The sequence below is a fragment of the Marinomonas pontica genome, from assembly GCF_036322735.1.
Lineage (GTDB): Bacteria > Pseudomonadota > Gammaproteobacteria > Pseudomonadales > Marinomonadaceae > Marinomonas > Marinomonas pontica.
Window position 1 is genome coordinate 2,275,077 of record NZ_AP027271.1, and the last position, 18,035, is coordinate 2,293,111.

Consider the following 18,035-nt stretch of genomic DNA (forward strand, 5'->3'; position numbering starts at 1 on the left):
AGGGATGGCTAAGCCATCCCTTTTCCTTTTCAACAATACAGAGATCTTGGATATGACTGCCGCCTTTACGCACACTACTCGTCTATTTTTATTACTCGTGATGACTATGAGTATGGTCGCTTGTGGCTTCCATTTGCGAGGCGAAGCCAATATCCCTGCTCAATTACACGTCTTGACGTTAACCTCTGACAGCGGATCGGACAGCTTTGATCGCGCTCTTAGAATTGCGCTAAGCAAAGCGGGTGTCGTAGTAATAGACAAAGACAGCGCCAACAACAAAGTATTGAACCTAAAAATTAACGCCATTGCTGTTGCTGATACGCAATTGGCTCGTGACGCTGACAACGATGTCTCTCAAATCCAGCGCCGATTAAGCAGCCACTACTTTATCCGCCAGGCTGACGGTAAATCCCTGTATGGCCCTCGCGCCATTAGCACAACGAAGACCCTTACCAATCAAAACGCGGAAGAAAGCGCCAAGCTTTCCTACAACCAGACGCACACTGAAAGCATGTACGATGACCTCGCAAACCAGTTAGTAAGCGATTTAAGCTACGCGCCTTTATAAACTGACATTACGTTTAGGCCCATGCTATGAAAGTCCGCGCGGATCAACTAATACAGCAGCTGAAGAAAAATTTAGCCCCTATTTATATTATTTCGGGTGACGATGTGTTGTTGTGCCAAGAAGCCGCAGACAGCATTCGAAAAGCCGCACAACATCACCAAATCGATGAACGACTTCGTTTTGTTGCCGATGCGCAGTTTGACTGGCAAGACGTTATTAATGAAAACCAAAGTCTGTCTTTATTTTCAAGCCGACGCTTATTCGATATACAAATAGATAAAATGGGCGAAAAACACAGCAAAGCTTTGGCTCAATTAGGTCAATCCCTTAGCGAAGACAATACCATTTTACTAACGTTGCCTAAAATCGATGCTCGAACGCAAAAAGCAAAATGGTTCACACAACTTGAGTCTCAAGGTGTATTTGTACAAATTTGGCCAATCGAAGCCAACCGATTGCCTGCATGGGTACAGCAAAGAGCGCAATCCCTTGATCTATCACTGACTCGGGATGCCGCCAGTGTGATCTGTGAACGCGGCGAAGGTAACCTTCTGGCGCTTTCTCAGGAGTTAGAAAAGCTCGCCTTACTTCATGGCCAAGGCGCCCAAATAGATGCCGAAAAAGTCGTTGAGTCAGTTGCAGACAGCAGTCGCTACTCTATCTACGATCTTAGTGACAGGCTGTTAATGGGCAAAGCCAAAGACGCCATGCATTGCTTAAATCAATTGCTTGGCGAAGGTGTCGAGCCCAGCATTATCTTGTGGCTGTTTAATCGCGAAGTGCAAACATTGGCCAACCTCCTTCAAAGCATGCAATCCTCGAGCTTCAGACAAGCTTGCCAAAGTGAAAAAATCTGGGACAAACGCGTGCCTTTTTATGAAAGCGCCATGTCACGCCACAATAAAGTCACCCTACCTTACATGCAGAATTACCTAGCATTGATAGACAAAAGCATCAAAGGTTTAGAGGGCCCAGACAGTGCAACAGGCTTTCGGAATTTGGTGATGATGTTCTGCGGATACAAACCGACTTGCACAGAACTCGACATCCCATAAATTTTAATTATCATAAAATTGATTTGTATCAATAGGTTACGATTTTAAAGCAATAGACACATAAAGCCGACATTGTTCTATCCTTATTAGAGGGATAATAACGAAAACAAATTGGCCCTATGGAGACGTCTATGTCTTGGTTCAAACGAAAAACATTAACGCAATCTGATTCCGCAGCACACAGTGACGGCGTTAGAATTCTTCAAGTAGCGCAGTCCGAACTGTCTGAATCTAGTCTATCGGCTCTGAAATTCCCCGAACACAAAACACAACTTATTTTAGCGTTCGTTTCTTCCAATCTGGATTTTGAAAGCACCGTTGAAAGCATTCAACGTTACACGCCCTTTTGTGACAAAGTAGTCGCTGTTATGACCTCAGGTGAACTCAACAGTCAACAAGCCAACTTTTACCAAACAACGGATGGCAAATGGGATTCCATAGTATTACAAAGTTACAGCGATGAATTATTCGATGCCATCGAGATAAAGACCGTCGCGTTACATTGTGAAGATTTAAAGCAAGGCAAAACATCAAAAAGCAAACCAGAACGAATTCTAGCGATTCGGTCAGAAATTGAAAAAATAAACCTAAAAATGGCGGTCAATTATCAAGACACCATCGCCATCACCTTCATTGATGGACTATCGTCCAGTGAAAACTTCTTTATGAAGGCATTGTACGACAGCCAACGTTTTCCCTGCCATTTCATTGGCGGCTCAGCCGGGGGGAAATTAGACTTTAAACAAGCGTCGGTTTACGACGGCAGCAAAGTAGCGCACAACAGCGCCGTTGTGATCTTCACTAAGCTAGCTGACAATATCCGCTATGGTATTTTGAAAACGCACAACTTCCAAAAGACCAAACGCTCATTCTACATTGCAGAATCCGATCCACAACGTCGTACAGTTACCACCGTTATTTCCAAATCCACGGGAAATATAGTGAATATTGTCGATCATTTGTGCGACTACTTTAAATGCCAACCTCATGATCTAAACACAAAACTGAACAGCCACTCCTTTGCCGTTGAAATCGGCAACGAGTTATTTATTCGATCAATCGCCAGCATCGATTTGGAGAAGAAAGTGATTCACTTCTTTTGCGATTTGGACTTCGGTGACGAGCTTATCCTAGTGGAGGCCAAAGGGTTTGCAGACAGCACCAAGCAAGCGTTTGATGAGTTTATGAAAGGCAAACCAAAGCCGGTTGCCATGCTGGCAAACGACTGTATTTTACGCCGCCTGAACAACGCCAACGCGCTGAAAGACCTCACCGCTTTTCAAAACATCAAAGCCGCAGGATTCTCCACATTTGGTGAACTCTTAGGTGTACACATGAACCAAACACTGACCGCACTCTTCTTATTTCGAGTCGCCAAAGACGAGCCTTTCTCAGACCCCATTGTTGATAATTTTCCGATCCATTACAGCTATTTCAAAGAGTTCTTCACACTGTCAAAATTGAACAGCTTGATGCAAATCAACCGTTTACAAGCGGATCTTATTAAGTACCTTTCTGAATATCGCCCTTTGCTTGAAAAAGTAGTGAGCAGTTTTAATCAAATCACTGAATATTCTCAACAGACAGAAGCCATTATTAGTGATGTCAGCGGCACATTTCACGACTTAAAAAATGACATAACCGCTCAAGAAGACGGACGTAAAGCCCTGAGTGGTAACGTTGCCCAGCTTAAAAACAACTCAGAACAGGTACTGGCCATTCTTAAAGTCATTTCAGGTATAGCAGACCAAACCAACCTGCTCGCTCTTAACGCTGCCATTGAAGCCGCGCGTGCCGGTGAAGCAGGCAGAGGTTTTGCCGTGGTGGCGGATGAAGTGCGTCAACTGTCTAAGAACACTCAAGACAGCCTGAACAAAACAGGTGACACCATTTCATCTGTGACTAAGTCCACAGGCTCTATCAGCCATTCGATTGAAAGCATGGAACAGTTTATGGCACGACTCACCGGCAACACCAGTGAGCTGACCGCGCAAATTCAATCTCTTGGTGATGCTTCCGCGATGGCCAGTCGTGACGTCAATGAAAGCATTCGCGCCATACGGGAAATGACCACCCGGATGGAAGAAATCGACAAAGAAGTCACCGTCATAGAAAGTCTTAAACAAGCTAATAATTTGTAGCCCCATAAAGTGAAGCCTGCCCAGCAGGCTTCACTTATTTTGGCAGGCTGCTATCATGCGGCTCCCACTTACACTTGGTGAAAAACAGCATGCAGAATGAATCTCTTATCCTAGAAGAACTGACCGTTTGGAGCACGCCGCTGTTCGTCACACAAATGCCAGATCATGACTTTTTAAAAGACGCATTATTGAGCGCGGTTTACCAGCAAAAAAACCAACAAACCACCGCCATTGAAAGCCAAATCGCCCCTAAAGCAAAACACGCGCTGCATGAAAGCACCCTAGACTTTTTGGATCTTGCTGATGCGAATGTGATGGAAGCCAAGCGAGCATTGGAAGAACTCATCCTTGAGATCGCAGCAACCGTGAATCACGCTTTTTGGCCCGAAGACATGCAAGCCGATGCTCACATCATTGAATCTTGGTATCACGTCACACAAAAAGGTGGCTATCACGATGCCCATTCGCACCCTAATTGTTCTTGGTGTGGCATTTACTACCTAGAACCTGGTGATGCTCAGCACGAAGGCAACGGCGGCCTGAACCGCTTTTATGACCCTAGAATCAACGCCGAACACTACGCTGACCCTGGTACCGCATATCTTGGTGGACAAGGCGTGTGGGACTTTACCCCTACGGACGGACAGGTCATTATTTTCCCATCCTACTTGAAACATTCAGCCCTGCCCTATTTTGGAGAAAAAGACCGAGTTGTGATCGCGTTCAACAGTATTATTGAAGCGTATTAGCGGCACTTCTCGCAACGCATCTCCTACCAAGCCAGTATCAATAAAACATTACTGGCTTAGCCTAACCGCTTCGATTACGCTGTTCACTCATGTTTTTACAAGAAATTTCATAAGTTTCCATTCAAACATTCACAATAGATCGTTATTTGTAGTAATTTAACAAGCTATGATCTTTATGCAATGTGGCCATCACTATGGGGAAGTCTATGCGTTTCCAGTTTGATCAACTCAGCGCGAATCAACGCTACCACCTGATCACTCAAACTATCACTCCACGCCCAATTGCGTGGATTCTAACCAAAAACGAAAACGAGAGTTTCAACCTAGCTCCCTTCTCGTATTTCGCACCTGTCTCCTCGGACCCAGCACTGGTCATGGTGTCCATTGGCAACAAATCCGCCGATCAAGCAAAAGACACAAAACACAATTTGCTGCGAGAAAAGGAATGCGTTTTGCATATTCCCAGTGAAGCACTGATGAACGCCGTAAACGAAAGTGCGGCCAATTTACCTTATGGTGAATCTGAGCTACCTAACACGCATGTCTCGCTGGCCGACTTCACTAAAACACTACCGCGTATTCAACAAGCCAACGTGGCCATGCACTGTCGGTTGTTTGACATACATTCGCTGGGCAACGCCTCTTTTCAAGCGGTGTATTTAGAGATACTGGACGTGCATGTTGAAGAAGACCTGATCACAGAAGCAAATTCTCGAATTTATATTGATAACAAAAAGCTTAACCCGCTTGCCCGACTCGGTGGCGATGACTATGCACTCGTTGGCAAGACAGTGACGATGAAACGTCCTAATTAGGGCATCACAGATTTGAGGTAAACAAAGATGGACGTAAAAAACCACATAACAACTTTTCCCTTCATGGCCGATGTAGACGCTGAGCTGATGTCATCCCTTACGGATTTGGCCAGCATAAAAACACTAAAAGCGGGAGAAATATTGGCCAAACAATTTGAAATAGGTCAGCACATCTATTTTTTACTTGAAGGCGAAGTCGCGATTTCTGTACCGCTTCAGGACACAGGAAAATCTTACAATGTCGGCATGATCAGCAACCTCCTTTCCCCTATAGGTTGGTCAGCCTTTCGTCATCCGTCTCGTTATGCCACTACTTTTACGGCAACCAAATCGTCCAAACTCATCCTATGGCCGATTGTCGAATTGCAAAAAATACTCGACGCTAATTTATCGTTTGCCTCCCGTTTTCTGCAATTTGTGTATCAGGAATCATTACCCGTCCTTACTAACGTGCAAAACCAGACACGACCATTCTTTTCAAACGAGTCCTTGGCATTTGAAGAAACGCGTCCCTTGCTGGATTCCGAAACACAAGTACATGCACTCAAAGACGCAATTGGCTTGCTCAATTACGCCCCTTTTTGTGAAACCTTTACACAAGCTGAAATCCATACGCTTGCTAAAAAATCATCCATTTTATTGGCTCACCAAGGGGACATTCTTAGCCAACAGGATCAACCTGCCGACGGCTTATATTTACTCATCAAAGGTAAGGTCGTGGTGAGTTATCAAACCGATTCTGGCGACATCATTACAACCCGCACCATCGCACGTGCAGGAACTGTATTAGCTTGGGCGACCCAAGATAACGAGATGAAAAACCGCACTTCAATCATCTCCTCCAGAGACAGCAGCATCTTGTTTATTAAACGAGATGATCTACTCGAAATGTTTCAAGACAGCCCAAAATTTGCGGTGAAATACTTATATCGCCTGATTTGGCTGATCGGTGCCCATTTGCTCGCGGCGAGAATGCGCTATTTATCACAGATAGCCAATGACGAAGTGCTGGCAGTCAGCAATGTCATTGAACAGAATGCCGCGTTATTACCGGTTAGTTCACCACTTTATAAAGTCAGTGAGTTGCTTAAAAGCGCCATCACCACCGACGAAGCCTTCGGTGTACTGTATAAATGTTTGCACTTTGGCTGCGTTCTAGAACGCACAATATCCGGCATGTGTCTGGATATTTTAAAAGACCTGCAGAGGGAGAATGCGTTTTATCGACATCTGCAAAATGTCTATGACACCATCAACAACTTACCGAAGGACACCCCAGCACTTGATGCACGACGCCTTGGAACAGAGCTGTTCAAGCAAGCATTCCAACAGGTGCCTTACGTCATAAAAGGCCTGGAAAACTTACCCAAGAAAGCCGGCTCCTTATTTATCTACAACCATTTATTGGGTTCACCAACAAACAGACTACCGAACGGCTTTCGCTTTTCTATGGACGCTCAATTCATCAGCGCCATGCTGATCGACAATGAATACGGTATTTCAGGGCAACGAGTCGTTCGTCGCAGTAAAGAAAGTGAATTCTGGCGCGACGACTTCTATGGTCGCTTTGGCAATATATTCATCAATAGTTGGGAAGACCTCACCAAAGACACTCCTGAATACGATGCCTTTATCCAACAATCACAAGAAACCTTACGCCAAAATTTCCCTTTGATGATTTCACCAGAAGGGCAAAGTTTCAGCACCCAGCAATCTCCGGGGGCACTACTGCCACACGCCTTTGAGCTAGCAGGTTCAATGGGAAGTGAAGAGCCTTGGATTGTCCCGATCGTCGTTGCAAACTTTGATAAACGTGCCGATCACAACATCTATACGGTCATCATCAAACCCGCGTTTAAACTGTCCAGTAAAGTCGATTACCAAGACAAAGGTGCCTTTCATCAATTCTTGCTTTCCTACCAAGAAGAATACAAAGATTATGTAAACGAAGCGGTCGAGCTGTCACGAGAAATTCGTCAGTACCCCATTTTCAGTGGTAAAAATGGTTACCGATCCAATGTTATGAGCCTGAATCAGATCGATGTGGAATTTGAGTCGGATGTACGAGAGCTTGAGTTTCATCTCGCCCATCAGATTTACAAGGAGCGCCCTGTCGCTTTTTACGGTTCCTCAACCATGCGGTTATGGAGTGACTTTAGCCATAACTTCCGAGAAAAAGACGGCATCAATTTAGGCTTTGGGGGAGCGACACTCGAAGCGTGCGTCTACTATTTTGAACGCATCATTTTACCGCATAACCCACGATCGCTGGTCATCTACGCTGGGGACAACGACATCGGCAATCATTGCGACACGAACAAAGTGGTTGAGTTGTATATTGAGCTATTACAGAAGATCGATCGGCATTTGCCTGGCATTCCAGTGACGTTGATTAGCATAAAATGCAGTCCAGCACGTCTAAAAATGCGCAACACCATCGAAAAGACCAACACCCTATTAGCGCGTTTGGCCAAAACACGCCCTAATACGCAATACATAGATCTTTTCTCCACCTTGCTAGACAAAAACGCTGAGATAAAAGAAACCTTATTCGAAGGTGATCGCCTGCATCTCAATGAAAAAGCGTATGCGTTATGGACAAAACAATTACTGGAAACCGAAGACTTTATTTTCCAAAAATAACACGTCGTTAAACCTCGCTATAAAAACCAACGTTGCTTTTCAACATTGAAAAACAACGTTGGTTTTTTCGAAACTTGGGTGCGTCTTTACGCAATACCGTGCTTATGAAACAAACGAGCCAATGGCGACTTTTAGCCCCAATAAAATTAATACTGTTCCCATGCCTCGGTCTACCCAAACAATGTGGCGGCGCAACCATGCTAAAACAGGCCCACCAGCCAACAGCAGCGCGACAATAATGTACCAACCCGTATCAATCACAAAGACCGTTGCCCACAATTGAAACTTAATCAACGCATCCATATTATGCGGGATTAACTGACTAAATAAGGCTAGGAAAAACAAGGCCGCTTTTGGGTTCATTAACGAGATCATCAACCCATCACGCGCAGATTCCCAATAAGAAGATTTAACCCCCTCAACGTTTACGTCACTTCCCTGACCTGCATAACGCCACGCTTTAACGCCTAACCAAGCCAAATACAAACCACCTAACACGGTAAGTACAGCAAAAATATCTTGATGCTGAGCCATCAAAATAGCCAAGCCTTGCAACGTCAGAAATGCCCAAAAACCGATTCCTAAACCATGTGTAATTGCCGCAAGCACGCCATGTAAAGAAGACTGAGAAATCGATACGCGTAAAATTACCGCCAAACTTGGTCCAGGTGAAATGGCCCCCATTACGCAAACAGCAACCAATGACAACCACGTAGTTAAATCCATAAACGCTCTCTTTATTAAATTTATTAAGAAGTCAAATAACAGAAAATTGACCGCATATACTAGCGAATAAAGCCTTGAAAAACGAATGCGATTGTAGCGTTCATCATCTGCATAAAAAAAGTGCTAACGTATTGACCTTTGAAATAAAAAAGGTCAGCATACAAAAATGTTTTCACATTAAGCGACACAAGAATCTCTATTACTTTATGAATAACTCTATCTTAAATAAACGCAACGGCGATAAACGTAAGGCTAAGAAGCTTTGCGGCGCTGACGTGTGGAATTAAGATTCAAACAACTCCCCGGCAGCATTCTCGCTGACGGTTTATCTCTCTTCTCAGCAGAATGCATACCGGCCTAAATGAGGCAAAAGTATGTTTTACGGCGCAATTACAGCATTAATCACTCCATTTCGTGACGGTCAATTAGACGAAGACGCATTACGCAATATCGTGCGTTGGCAGATAGACCAAGGAATCAACGGCCTTGTACCTGTTGGCACCACGGGTGAATCCCCAACACTGAGCGAACATGAACACAAACGAGTCATTGAAATCACGGTGCAAGAAACCAACAAAGCTGTGCCAGTCCTAGCGGGTGCAGGTTCAAACAACCCAATGGAAGCCGTAAATTATTCTGAATACGCATACCAAGCTGGTGCGGACGCAACACTTCACGTCGCTGGTTACTACAACCGCCCAAACCAAACGGGTCTGTTCGAGCATTTCAAATACGTCCACGACAACAGCAAACTGCCAATCATCCTTTACAATATCCCACCTCGCTCTGTGGTTGGCTTAGAAGTCGCCACCATGGCGCGCCTTGCTGAGCTACCTAGAATCATTGGCGTTAAAGACGCCACAGGGGATTTAACACGTCCGATACGCGAACGCGCGCTTATCAACAAACCCTTTAATTTCCTTAGTGGTGACGACATTACCACAGTGGCTTACAACGTTGGTGGCGGAAATGGCTGTATTTCGGTTACCTCGAACGTCGCACCAAAACAGGTTGTTGAATTGCAGCGTTTATGTCGTGAAGGCAAATATGTGGAAGCGGCTCAACTACAAGATAAACTGTTTGCTTTGCACAATGCCTTGTTTATAGAGCCCAACCCTGCAGGCCCTAAGTACGCTATGTCTCTGCTCGGCCTTTGCACCGAAGAATGTCGTTTGCCTATGGTGCCATTACAAGACAGCACAAAAGCCACGATTCGTCGCATTATGGAAGAACTAGAGCTTATTTAGGCCTTAGGTTAAAGAACACACACAAAAGCCCGCATTCAAAAGCGGGCTCTTTTATAAACATTTTCATTGCTACGATTTAGCAAGCCGAACGACATAAAGCAAAATAACGGCACCCACGGTTGCAGTAACAAGAGACCCAAGAAAACTACCGGCATACAGTCCAAGCAGCTGGAAAGTAAATCCGCCAACAAAAGACCCAACAACCCCGATCACGATATTACCAACCAAGCCAAAGCCGCTACCTTTGACCAATTGGCCAGCCAACCAACCAGCCAGAGCGCCAATAAATAAAAAAGCTATGATCTCCATAAAATGATCCTTATATTATGTAATTAACAGTGATTCAGACTAGCAGCTATTTGTTTAAGTCACTAGAAAAGCCTCTCACCCCCCTATACTACTAACCCATTCATTCTTTTTTCTGTTACTTTGTCATGAAAGTGCCAAGCTTTTTCAAATAATATTGGTAGGATGTATTTGATATAAAAAAGCTTTCAATAAGCCTTTAAAATAGGGTCAAGTTAATTTTTAGTGAGGGAATCTAAATGGGTAAGGTACATTTTGTAGGCGGTGAGAAAGGTGGTGTCGGGAAATCGATGACGGCACGGGTTTTAGCGCAATATTATATTGATAATAATCAGCCCTTTTTAGGCTTTGATTGCGACGCTTCTCATAGTACTTTTTCACGTTTTTACAGTGAGTTCTCTTCACCTGTTCTGATTGGCGAAGAAGACAGTTTAGATGGCATGCTCGCCGCGATTGAAGAATACCCAGACAGAGATCTTATTATCGACCTTGCTGCACAAGCGGCTCAACCACTGGGAAAGTGGATAGAAGAAACCGATGTATTTGGTCTCTTAGATGAAATGGGATACCAAGTATGCCTTTGGCACGTTATGGACGATGGCGCGGATTCCGTGGCGTTACTGGATGCCCTGTTTGAACGCTACCAGCAACCGTCTGTAGACTTTGTGGTTGTTCAAAACCTCGGCCGTGGGACAGATTTCTCTCGTTTCCAAAAATCTACCACCTATAAAAAAGCCATTGAACGAGAAGCCTTGATCCTTGAATTGCCAAAGCTTCAAAGTAAGTTAACGCAAAAAATCGACTTTAATAACAGCAGTTTCTGGGCCGTTGCAAACGACAAAGGCATCATGAATATTGCAGAACGCCAGCGCATGAAGGTCTGGTTGCGAAACACTTACGAACAATTAGCTCAGCTCGGATAATCACCGTTTCAAATATAAAAGAGGCCAAAAAATTGGCCTCTTTTGTATATTCATATCGTTCAACACACTCTGTCATTCACGGCATTACACATTACGTTCCGCTGAGGAATTGAATGAAAACATACGCACTTCATCCCGCGCAAACCAGCCCATGGACTCATAAAAGCCCTGAGCAGATTGGTTATCGGTATGAACAAATAAATGTGTTTTGGCAATCCCCTGCTGCGCCAACAACGCGGCGATCACCGCTTCGACAAGCTGTTTACCCAAACCTTGGCCTCGGTAACTAGGATTCACCGCTAAATGCTGAAGGTAGCCTCGTCGACCATCTGTTCCGGCCAATACAGCACCAATGACAGTTTGCCCGTCTTCAATCACAAAGCTCAATGCCGGGTTTTTATCCAAATAAATGGCAATGTTTGCCTTCGAATCGGCGCCACGCAAACTCATGGATTCGGTATTGCCCCACAATGCCATCACTTGCTCGTAATCATTGATGACCATTTCTCTCAGCATCATCCGTTCATCCTTATCAGCATCACATCGTTGTGTATTATTATTCCTGCACATCCATGTATTTGTTTGCCCAAACTCGGTTTTCTTCCAATGTAGAATATCGAGTCGATAACTCAGACGCATTTAATGTGCCTTCTGCAATACCGCGCTGCTCACGCAAACAATCGTAGGTGGCTTTAATGGCTGCAAAATACGCAGCGTGGCCATTCACCACGATACGCACACCGTTCGCCGCTAAACGTTCACGGTCACGTAATTCAGGATTGTCATAAGCCACCAACATAATAGGAATAGAGATATGCTGGCTAATTTCCTCAAGATGCGCAAAATCACGAATACCGACCATACAAATACCATCTACGCCCACAGCTTGGTAAGCTTTCACACGGGCTATGGTTTCTTCCGTCGTCAACTGACCAGCATTGGTACGCGCAATAATACTCATAATAGGGTCAATACGCGCTTCTAAAGCCGCTTTTAATTTACCCACGGCTTCTTCTACTGGTATCAAATCGGTCGATTTATGTCCGTATTTTGCTGGCAACAAGGTGTCTTCTATCGTTAGTGCGGCCACACCAGCACGCTCAAGCTCAACAATAGTGCGCATCACATTTAAGGCATTTCCGTAGCCATGATCCGCATCGGCAATAATCGGCAAACGAGCCACACGACCAATTCTAGTCGCTTGTTCTGTAAACTCACTCAGTGTGATCAAAGCAAAATCCGGTGCGGCAAGCACCTGCAAAGAGGCAACAGATCCCCCTAAAATCCCCACTTCAAAACCAAGATCTGCAGCAATACGAGCCGACATAGGGTCGAAGGTAGAAGCAGTGTAATAACACTTACCGCTTGCTAATAATGCTCGAAAATCATTACGCAAATCGTGTTGGGAAGGTGTTGCCATAAATATTCTCCTCAAAGATGTCACTAAATTTCATATAGTGTAATGGCGGGAGATTATACTCGTGTTGCGGCTTTCCTTCATTAGAATCAAACCATTTGGTTAGGTTTTGTAAGTAAATTACGGAAAAAAAGCCATCCCTACTCACTACAATTAAGGGATTCAGCAACTAAGAAAAAATGAGGGATCTTACATTCAATCCCCCATGTCCAGACAACACACGAAATAGACATGTCCGTTAAACAGTAAATGTGACAGATACCTATAAAAAAGCCTGCTTAAATAATCAAGCAGGCTGAGGGAGGGATAAATAGTAATAGCTCTATTTTAACGGCACTTCACAAGCAAAACTCTTCGCGCTTTCAACATTCCCGTTACCGTCATAGGTTGCCACGCTTGGGTACGGACATAATGGACGCGTGCGTGTGGCGCTCCAAGATACTGGCAGTTCTTCATTTACGCCACCTGGATTGCCCTCTCCACGCGCAGTAGCAATCACTTGCGTCGGTTTTTCGCCCTTTTCAACCCAAGCAACCAAAGGTGTCAACATATCAAACTGATCTGTTGCTTGACCTCCGCGACAGTGCCCCATTCCTGGAACAGGATAAAACTGTGCGAAATCACTAGCATGCCCATTATTCTTCGCGTTCAAAGCCTGATACCAAGTTTCGGTATCTTGCACTGAAAAAATCGCATCAGACACACCGTGATACACCATAATTTTGCCACCGCTATCGCGCAACGCAGACATATCTTCAGGGTTCGGCGGCGTCATAAAATCCATCGCCGACTCTATATAGACACTACTTCTGGTGCTCACTTTTTTAACAAGATCGTCAATATTGCTCTGCCAGACAAAATTATCGCCGTTAAAGTTACGAATATTATGGTCTTTCAGTTCCACTGGCGGAGTATTAAAAATCATTGCCACCGCCCCAGAATCACGTTGTATTGGGGCAGTGTACTCCCACATCATGTGGTCGCTGTTATTTATCCCTGCATCATAAGGAAACGACGAATAAAAATGCACCCCTTTACTGGTGGTCACCCCTTTAAAAATGGTGTCAACCGCGTCTTTTTGGGGATGGGTCAAACAAGCACCATCACGCTCAGCCTTACAGGTTGGCACATCGTCTTGTAAGCTAAATGCCGTCTGACAAGCGCGAAAGTTTTGGATCATACCGTCACTGACACCATCTAGCCCATCACATTTCGCCAAAATAGCCTTAGACACTGTCGTTCTTTCAGCTAAGGTAAACGCCGTCTTCAGATCCGCTTTATCTGTGTCCGGTATAGACGCATAAACTTGTGCCCCCGCAATGCTTGCTACAGCCGCCAATGGCAATCGATACCCTGGCGCTCCAACTAAAATGCCATCGTAGTCATTTGCGTAGCGCGTGGCCGCGATCATGGCATGACGACCGCCATTCGAGCACCCGGCAAAGTAACTTCGATCCGGTCCACGACCATACACTTGATGAATCACTGTTTTGGCCATAGGTGTGAGCTTGGCCACGGCCTGATAACCATAATCCAGCCTAGCCTGCGGATCATAAGCAAACGTCGGAATCCCTCGACTGTGGCCAGCATCGGAGCTGATAACGGCAAAGCCTTGCAATAAAGCCCCTGTTATCGGCCCTCCTCCCAACGCACCTTCTGCTGTTTTTACCGCGCCGTCTAAGCCACCATTACCTTGATATAAAAAACGGCCATTCCATTGTTTAGGCAAACGCATCTCAAAGCCAATGGCATACGCTTTACCATCTACCTCACCAACGCGTTCATACATTTTTCCTTTTACTAAGCAATGTTCTTCGACATCACTGCTTGCTAATTTCAGCCCCCCTTTTGCCACCGTTTCGATGGAGTCTATGACGGTATTTTTCGCCGTCAAAAGAGACGAAAGCCCCTCGCAACTAGACGCCAGAACCGACGGTTGTGCAGGACTCAATTGAGGCATATCCGAGGCGGTTGCGACACCACCATAAAGGGCAAGACCGCTGATTGTGGCGGTAAGTAAATGATGCTTAGAGGAGCGATGACGCATAACAGAAATCCTTATTCTTGTTGTTATAAATTATAGATAAATATAATTGTTTAAACTAACAACAGAATAGGTAAGTTAGCACCAAAATGAGAATAAAATTTCTGCTCGAGGTATTCAAAAAAAGCACAGCACCACCCCATTTGAGTGGTAATTTTCCTACACAAAAAACAGAAATCAGCAAAAAAATCAGCGAAAAAGATAGATTTTGAAATTAAATTTCCTGTTTTTGATCAAATTTGCCGATCAGGGTCAATTTTCATACAGGGAAACAGTGACAGAGCGAAATTCTAGGGATAACATACTGCCCCAGCATCCCCCGTGCACCCCTTAAACTCCCAACAATAATATTGAAAATGTTAAGGTTCTCGAATGAACGCTTGGTATCTCATCTGTTTTTTATCGGCATTAGCGGTCTTTATTGCTTTTACCAACCAATACATACTAAAAATGCAAACAACCATTGCCATCACAACTGGCTCTGTTGTTATCTCCCTACTTTTGATTCTAGCGGTAAAAATGCTGGGCGATGAGACCGCTCTGTTTATTACTCAAGTTGTCTCCGGAATAGACTTTAATCAGCTTTTATTAAAAGGCATGTTAGGGTTTCTTCTGTTTGCAGGCGCTTTAGAGATCGACCTCGCAGCACTGAAAAGGCAACGCTGGGAGATCACCGTACTGGTGCTATTCTCCACATTAGTGTCCACTTTTCTTGTGGGCTACATGAGCTATTTCACATTTGAACTACTCAACTTCCCTGTTCCTTTTATCTACTGTTTGTTGTTCGGCGCGCTCATCAGCCCAACCGACCCGATTGCAGTATTGGCGATTATCAAACAAATGAGCGCCCCACAAGGCATATCCATTCAAGTAGAAGGTGAATCTTTGTTTAACGACGGCGTGGGATTGGTTATTTTCACCACTATTTTTGCCGTTGCTTTTTACGGAACAGAAGCCAGCTTCAAAGAAGTAGCGGAACTGTTTTTAGTGGATGCCATTGGCGGCATAGTTTTCGGCCTTGTTATTGCTTTGGTTGGCCACTTCGTCATCATCAATTGCAAAGACATCAATACCCGTTTGCTCGTTACCTTAACCATACCGTCTGCAGGTTTTGCTCTGGCAAACATTTGGGAAATTTCCGGGGCGTTAGCAATGGTGACCAGCGGCATTTTGCTCGGTAACATCACACGAGCGACCGCATCAAAGCGCCGTGGCCCAGATGGAACACGTTATGTGAAAGATTTCTGGCATGCGACAGACAGCTTCTTAAACGCCTTACTTTTCCTAATCATAGGTATGTTGATCGTTACCATGCCGCTAACATGGGAAATAGTTGGCATTGGCCTAGTCATGGTGCCCATCGTCCTTTTGGCTCGATTCATCAGTGTAGGAAGCCCTTACCTGGTCTTCAAACGTTACCGTGAATACGATAAGCACTCTGTAAAAATCCTAACATGGGGCGGGTTACGAGGCGGCCTTGCACTGGCAATGGCGGCAGCGATTCCATCCAATCAACTTTTCATTGAAGGGTTAGATCTGCACGACATCATGGTCATCATTACCTACGTGGTGGTTATTTTCTCTATCATTGTTCAAGGTTTGACTATTTCGCCACTTATTCAGAAAAGCATTCAAGCAGCGAAAGAAAAGCAGAATAACTGAAAACCGCATTAACGAAAAAATCAAAAGTAAAAAGGGTCGACTTAGGTTGACCCTTTTTACTTTATCGTCACAAATCCCTTATTCCCTCAACAATCCTTGTCATAGATCACGAAAACAAAAACGCCTCTGCTATAAAATAGCGTTATAACAATAATTATCTATACACAAACTACGCCATCAACGCGTAGCACGACGGCGAGTATTAGCCTCCATCCGAATTGTATCGAGAGATAAACATTGTGACATCCACTCTGCATAATGAACACACGGCTTCTGTAAACACAGCAAAACGCAATAACCTACACATCACAGGCAGCGGTGAAAAGATCATCATTTTGGCCCACGGTTTTGGCTGTAACCAAACCATGTGGCGCTTCCTTTTACCTGAATTAGAAAAGAATTATCGCGTTATATTGTTCGACTATGTGGGTTGTGGTAGCTCAGACTTTACCGCGTATGAGGCCGATCGCTATCAGCGTTTAGAAGGTTACGCGTTAGATGTTATTGAAATTTGTGATGACTTAGACATACAAAACGTAATCTTTGTTGGGCATTCTATCAGTAGCACCATTGGCTGGATTATCGCAGACCAACGACCAGAGCTTTTTTCCCACCTTATCTCGATCTGTCCATCACCCTGCTTTTTGAATTGCGACCCACAGTACCAAGGTGGTTTTGACCGTCAGGATTTAGAAGGATTGGTCGAGCTTATGGATAAAGATTACATTGGCTGGGGAAACTATTTAGCACCGCTTGTGATGGGAAGTGATCTCGCTCCCATAGGACCAAGCATGAACGACAGCGACGCGTTGGTACATCACTTGTTAACCAGCTTTTGTTCTACAGATGTGACCTATTCAAAACCATTTGCCGTCGCGACTTTCTTTTCCGATTACCGAACATTGTTGCCTAAAATCACGCACCCTTGCTTGCTATTGCAAAGCTCTAACGACGCCTTAGTGAAGGTATCGGTTGGAGAATATACCCAGCAACACCTCAGCAATGCGACACTGGAAATCATTGAAGCGAAAGGGCATTGTTTGCATATGACACACCCAATTCATGTCCTCAATCACATTCAGTCTTTCCTAGCACAACACTAGAGCCCCTAAACGCTTAGGTATTTTTAGGGATGAAATACCTTAGCCATTTCTTTAGCCATAGGATCAATGACCTTATCAAACCAGCTGGCCGACAAAGTTTGTACCATGGTCGAATAACCGTCAGACGTGAGTTCGCTTTGCACGTAAAAGGTATTTGATGCCGATAACTCGCCATTGGCGGAAATCATCTGCCAACGCCCAGAAATGTGCACAATACCCTCTAAATCCGCATAAAAATCATCCACCTCTATGTTCAACAAAGCAATGGCATAAGACGGTAAGCGCTGCCCTCCAAACCAGGTAATATTTGGTAAGGTTTTTTCCAACCGTTGTTGAGTCAAACGCGTCAGCTGAGGCGATAATGTTTCAGCCCAAAGATTACTTTGTGAGCGATGAACATCACCTTGCTTCGTAACGAGTACAATTTCATTTCCTGCCAGATAATTCGCAACCACAATCGGCATTAATTGCACCGAAATACGACGGGTTGACTGCGGCTGCGTACTTTTCAGCCCTGCGTCCATAAGCAAATACTCATGACTTTGTACCGCCGGTGTTGAACACCCAGCCACAAAACTACAGACTAACAATAACCACAGCGCTTTCACGCTCATCTTGTTCATTCATGTTCCTCTG

General features: G+C 44.7%; 16 protein-coding genes. 10 read left to right on the forward strand and 6 right to left on the reverse strand.

Translation table 11 applies throughout. The features are described 5' to 3' along the window. Positions 1 to 4 precede the first annotated feature (4 nt). The 6 genes from AABA11_RS10700 to AABA11_RS10725 all read left to right on the forward strand — a co-directional run bounded on the left by AABA11_RS10700 (position 5) and on the right by AABA11_RS10725 (position 7,971). Positions 5 to 568: an LPS-assembly lipoprotein LptE gene (locus tag AABA11_RS10700; RefSeq protein ID WP_338267754.1), complete on the forward strand. Its 564-nt coding sequence runs from the start codon at positions 5 to 7 to the stop codon at positions 566 to 568. Between the two features lie 26 nt (positions 569 to 594). Next, complete coding sequence (gene holA, locus AABA11_RS10705; protein WP_338267756.1) at positions 595 to 1,623, forward strand: DNA polymerase III subunit delta; 1,029 nt, start codon at positions 595 to 597, stop codon at positions 1,621 to 1,623. A gap of 131 nt (positions 1,624 to 1,754) precedes the next feature. Beyond that, entirely contained in the window at positions 1,755 to 3,764 is a 2,010-nt protein-coding gene (locus AABA11_RS10710) for a methyl-accepting chemotaxis protein (RefSeq protein WP_338267758.1), read from the forward strand. Positions 3,765 to 3,853: 89 nt separating this feature from the next. Next, on the forward strand, positions 3,854 to 4,513 hold the full coding sequence (locus tag AABA11_RS10715) for a putative 2OG-Fe(II) oxygenase (RefSeq protein ID WP_338267761.1): 660 nt from the start codon (positions 3,854 to 3,856) through the stop codon (positions 4,511 to 4,513). Between the two features lie 206 nt (positions 4,514 to 4,719). Beyond that, a complete protein-coding gene (locus tag AABA11_RS10720; RefSeq protein WP_338267763.1) occupies positions 4,720 to 5,328 on the forward strand; it encodes a flavin reductase family protein in 609 nt (202 codons plus the stop codon). A gap of 27 nt (positions 5,329 to 5,355) precedes the next feature. Continuing rightward, positions 5,356 to 7,971 carry a cyclic nucleotide-binding domain-containing protein gene (locus AABA11_RS10725; protein ID WP_338267764.1) on the forward strand — a complete coding sequence of 872 codons (2,616 nt, stop codon included), beginning with the start codon at positions 5,356 to 5,358 and terminating at the stop codon, positions 7,969 to 7,971. 102 nt (positions 7,972 to 8,073) lie between these two features. Here the strand turns inward: AABA11_RS10725 and AABA11_RS10730 are convergent, their stop codons facing one another. Beyond that, complete coding sequence (locus tag AABA11_RS10730; protein ID WP_265730075.1) at positions 8,074 to 8,697, reverse strand: LysE family translocator; 624 nt, start codon at positions 8,695 to 8,697, stop codon at positions 8,074 to 8,076. 374 nt (positions 8,698 to 9,071) lie between these two features. On the opposite strand from AABA11_RS10730, the gene dapA reads away from it, so the two are divergent. Continuing rightward, on the forward strand, positions 9,072 to 9,944 hold the full coding sequence (dapA, locus tag AABA11_RS10735; RefSeq protein WP_265730076.1) for a 4-hydroxy-tetrahydrodipicolinate synthase: 873 nt from the start codon (positions 9,072 to 9,074) through the stop codon (positions 9,942 to 9,944). Between the two features lie 69 nt (positions 9,945 to 10,013). On the opposite strand, the gene AABA11_RS10740 is transcribed toward dapA, so the two are convergent. Next, positions 10,014 to 10,253, reverse strand: a complete 240-nt coding sequence (locus tag AABA11_RS10740) for a GlsB/YeaQ/YmgE family stress response membrane protein (RefSeq protein ID WP_338267768.1) — start codon at positions 10,251 to 10,253, stop codon at positions 10,014 to 10,016. Positions 10,254 to 10,489: 236 nt separating this feature from the next. Here AABA11_RS10740 and AABA11_RS10745 point away from each other — a divergent pair, with 236 nt between their 5' ends. Continuing rightward, positions 10,490 to 11,173 carry a P-loop NTPase family protein gene (locus AABA11_RS10745; protein WP_265730078.1) on the forward strand — a complete coding sequence of 228 codons (684 nt, stop codon included), beginning with the start codon at positions 10,490 to 10,492 and terminating at the stop codon, positions 11,171 to 11,173. An 84-nt stretch (positions 11,174 to 11,257) separates the two neighbouring features. Here AABA11_RS10745 and AABA11_RS10750 read toward each other — a convergent pair whose 3' ends face one another. From AABA11_RS10750 to AABA11_RS10760, 3 genes are all read right to left on the reverse strand, one after another. Next, positions 11,258 to 11,692: a GNAT family N-acetyltransferase gene (locus tag AABA11_RS10750; protein WP_338267771.1), complete on the reverse strand. Its 435-nt coding sequence runs from the start codon at positions 11,690 to 11,692 to the stop codon at positions 11,258 to 11,260. Between the two features lie 37 nt (positions 11,693 to 11,729). Beyond that, positions 11,730 to 12,593, reverse strand: a complete 864-nt coding sequence (locus AABA11_RS10755) for an isocitrate lyase/PEP mutase family protein (protein WP_111638628.1) — start codon at positions 12,591 to 12,593, stop codon at positions 11,730 to 11,732. Between the two features lie 319 nt (positions 12,594 to 12,912). Continuing rightward, positions 12,913 to 14,637: a tannase/feruloyl esterase family alpha/beta hydrolase gene (locus AABA11_RS10760; protein WP_338267772.1), complete on the reverse strand. Its 1,725-nt coding sequence runs from the start codon at positions 14,635 to 14,637 to the stop codon at positions 12,913 to 12,915. Between the two features lie 369 nt (positions 14,638 to 15,006). Between AABA11_RS10760 and AABA11_RS10765 the strand changes: the two genes are divergently transcribed. Together AABA11_RS10765 and AABA11_RS10770 are read left to right on the forward strand one after the other, a co-directional pair. Then, positions 15,007 to 16,296 carry a cation:proton antiporter gene (locus tag AABA11_RS10765; RefSeq protein ID WP_338267775.1) on the forward strand — a complete coding sequence of 430 codons (1,290 nt, stop codon included), beginning with the start codon at positions 15,007 to 15,009 and terminating at the stop codon, positions 16,294 to 16,296. Positions 16,297 to 16,535: 239 nt separating this feature from the next. Further along, complete coding sequence (locus AABA11_RS10770; RefSeq protein WP_338267777.1) at positions 16,536 to 17,399, forward strand: alpha/beta fold hydrolase; 864 nt, start codon at positions 16,536 to 16,538, stop codon at positions 17,397 to 17,399. 23 nt (positions 17,400 to 17,422) lie between these two features. On the opposite strand, the gene AABA11_RS10775 is transcribed toward AABA11_RS10770, so the two are convergent. Then, on the reverse strand, positions 17,423 to 18,022 hold the full coding sequence (locus tag AABA11_RS10775) for a PqiC family protein (protein WP_338267779.1): 600 nt from the start codon (positions 18,020 to 18,022) through the stop codon (positions 17,423 to 17,425). Positions 18,023 to 18,035 lie beyond the last annotated feature (13 nt).

What these genes read in the sequence shown, in the direction of transcription:
- AABA11_RS10725 (WP_338267764.1), top strand. Translation starts at nt 5,356, where the DNA reads ATGGACGTAAAAAACCACATAACAACTTTTCCCTTCATGGCCGATGTA.
- AABA11_RS10715 (WP_338267761.1), top strand. Translation starts at nt 3,854, where the DNA reads ATGCAGAATGAATCTCTTATCCTAGAAGAACTGACCGTTTGGAGCACG.
- AABA11_RS10755 (WP_111638628.1), bottom strand. Translation starts at nt 12,593, where the DNA reads ATGGCAACACCTTCCCAACACGATTTGCGTAATGATTTTCGAGCATTA.
- AABA11_RS10775 (WP_338267779.1), bottom strand. Translation starts at nt 18,022, where the DNA reads ATGAACAAGATGAGCGTGAAAGCGCTGTGGTTATTGTTAGTCTGTAGT.
- AABA11_RS10700 (WP_338267754.1), top strand. Translation starts at nt 5, where the DNA reads ATGGCTAAGCCATCCCTTTTCCTTTTCAACAATACAGAGATCTTGGAT.
- AABA11_RS10765 (WP_338267775.1), top strand. Translation starts at nt 15,007, where the DNA reads ATGAACGCTTGGTATCTCATCTGTTTTTTATCGGCATTAGCGGTCTTT.
- AABA11_RS10750 (WP_338267771.1), bottom strand. Translation starts at nt 11,692, where the DNA reads ATGATGCTGAGAGAAATGGTCATCAATGATTACGAGCAAGTGATGGCA.
- dapA (WP_265730076.1), top strand. Translation starts at nt 9,072, where the DNA reads ATGTTTTACGGCGCAATTACAGCATTAATCACTCCATTTCGTGACGGT.
- holA (WP_338267756.1), top strand. Translation starts at nt 595, where the DNA reads ATGAAAGTCCGCGCGGATCAACTAATACAGCAGCTGAAGAAAAATTTA.
- AABA11_RS10710 (WP_338267758.1), top strand. Translation starts at nt 1,755, where the DNA reads ATGTCTTGGTTCAAACGAAAAACATTAACGCAATCTGATTCCGCAGCA.
- AABA11_RS10760 (WP_338267772.1), bottom strand. Translation starts at nt 14,637, where the DNA reads ATGCGTCATCGCTCCTCTAAGCATCATTTACTTACCGCCACAATCAGC.
- AABA11_RS10745 (WP_265730078.1), top strand. Translation starts at nt 10,490, where the DNA reads ATGGGTAAGGTACATTTTGTAGGCGGTGAGAAAGGTGGTGTCGGGAAA.
- AABA11_RS10730 (WP_265730075.1), bottom strand. Translation starts at nt 8,697, where the DNA reads ATGGATTTAACTACGTGGTTGTCATTGGTTGCTGTTTGCGTAATGGGG.
- AABA11_RS10720 (WP_338267763.1), top strand. Translation starts at nt 4,720, where the DNA reads ATGCGTTTCCAGTTTGATCAACTCAGCGCGAATCAACGCTACCACCTG.
- AABA11_RS10740 (WP_338267768.1), bottom strand. Translation starts at nt 10,253, where the DNA reads ATGGAGATCATAGCTTTTTTATTTATTGGCGCTCTGGCTGGTTGGTTG.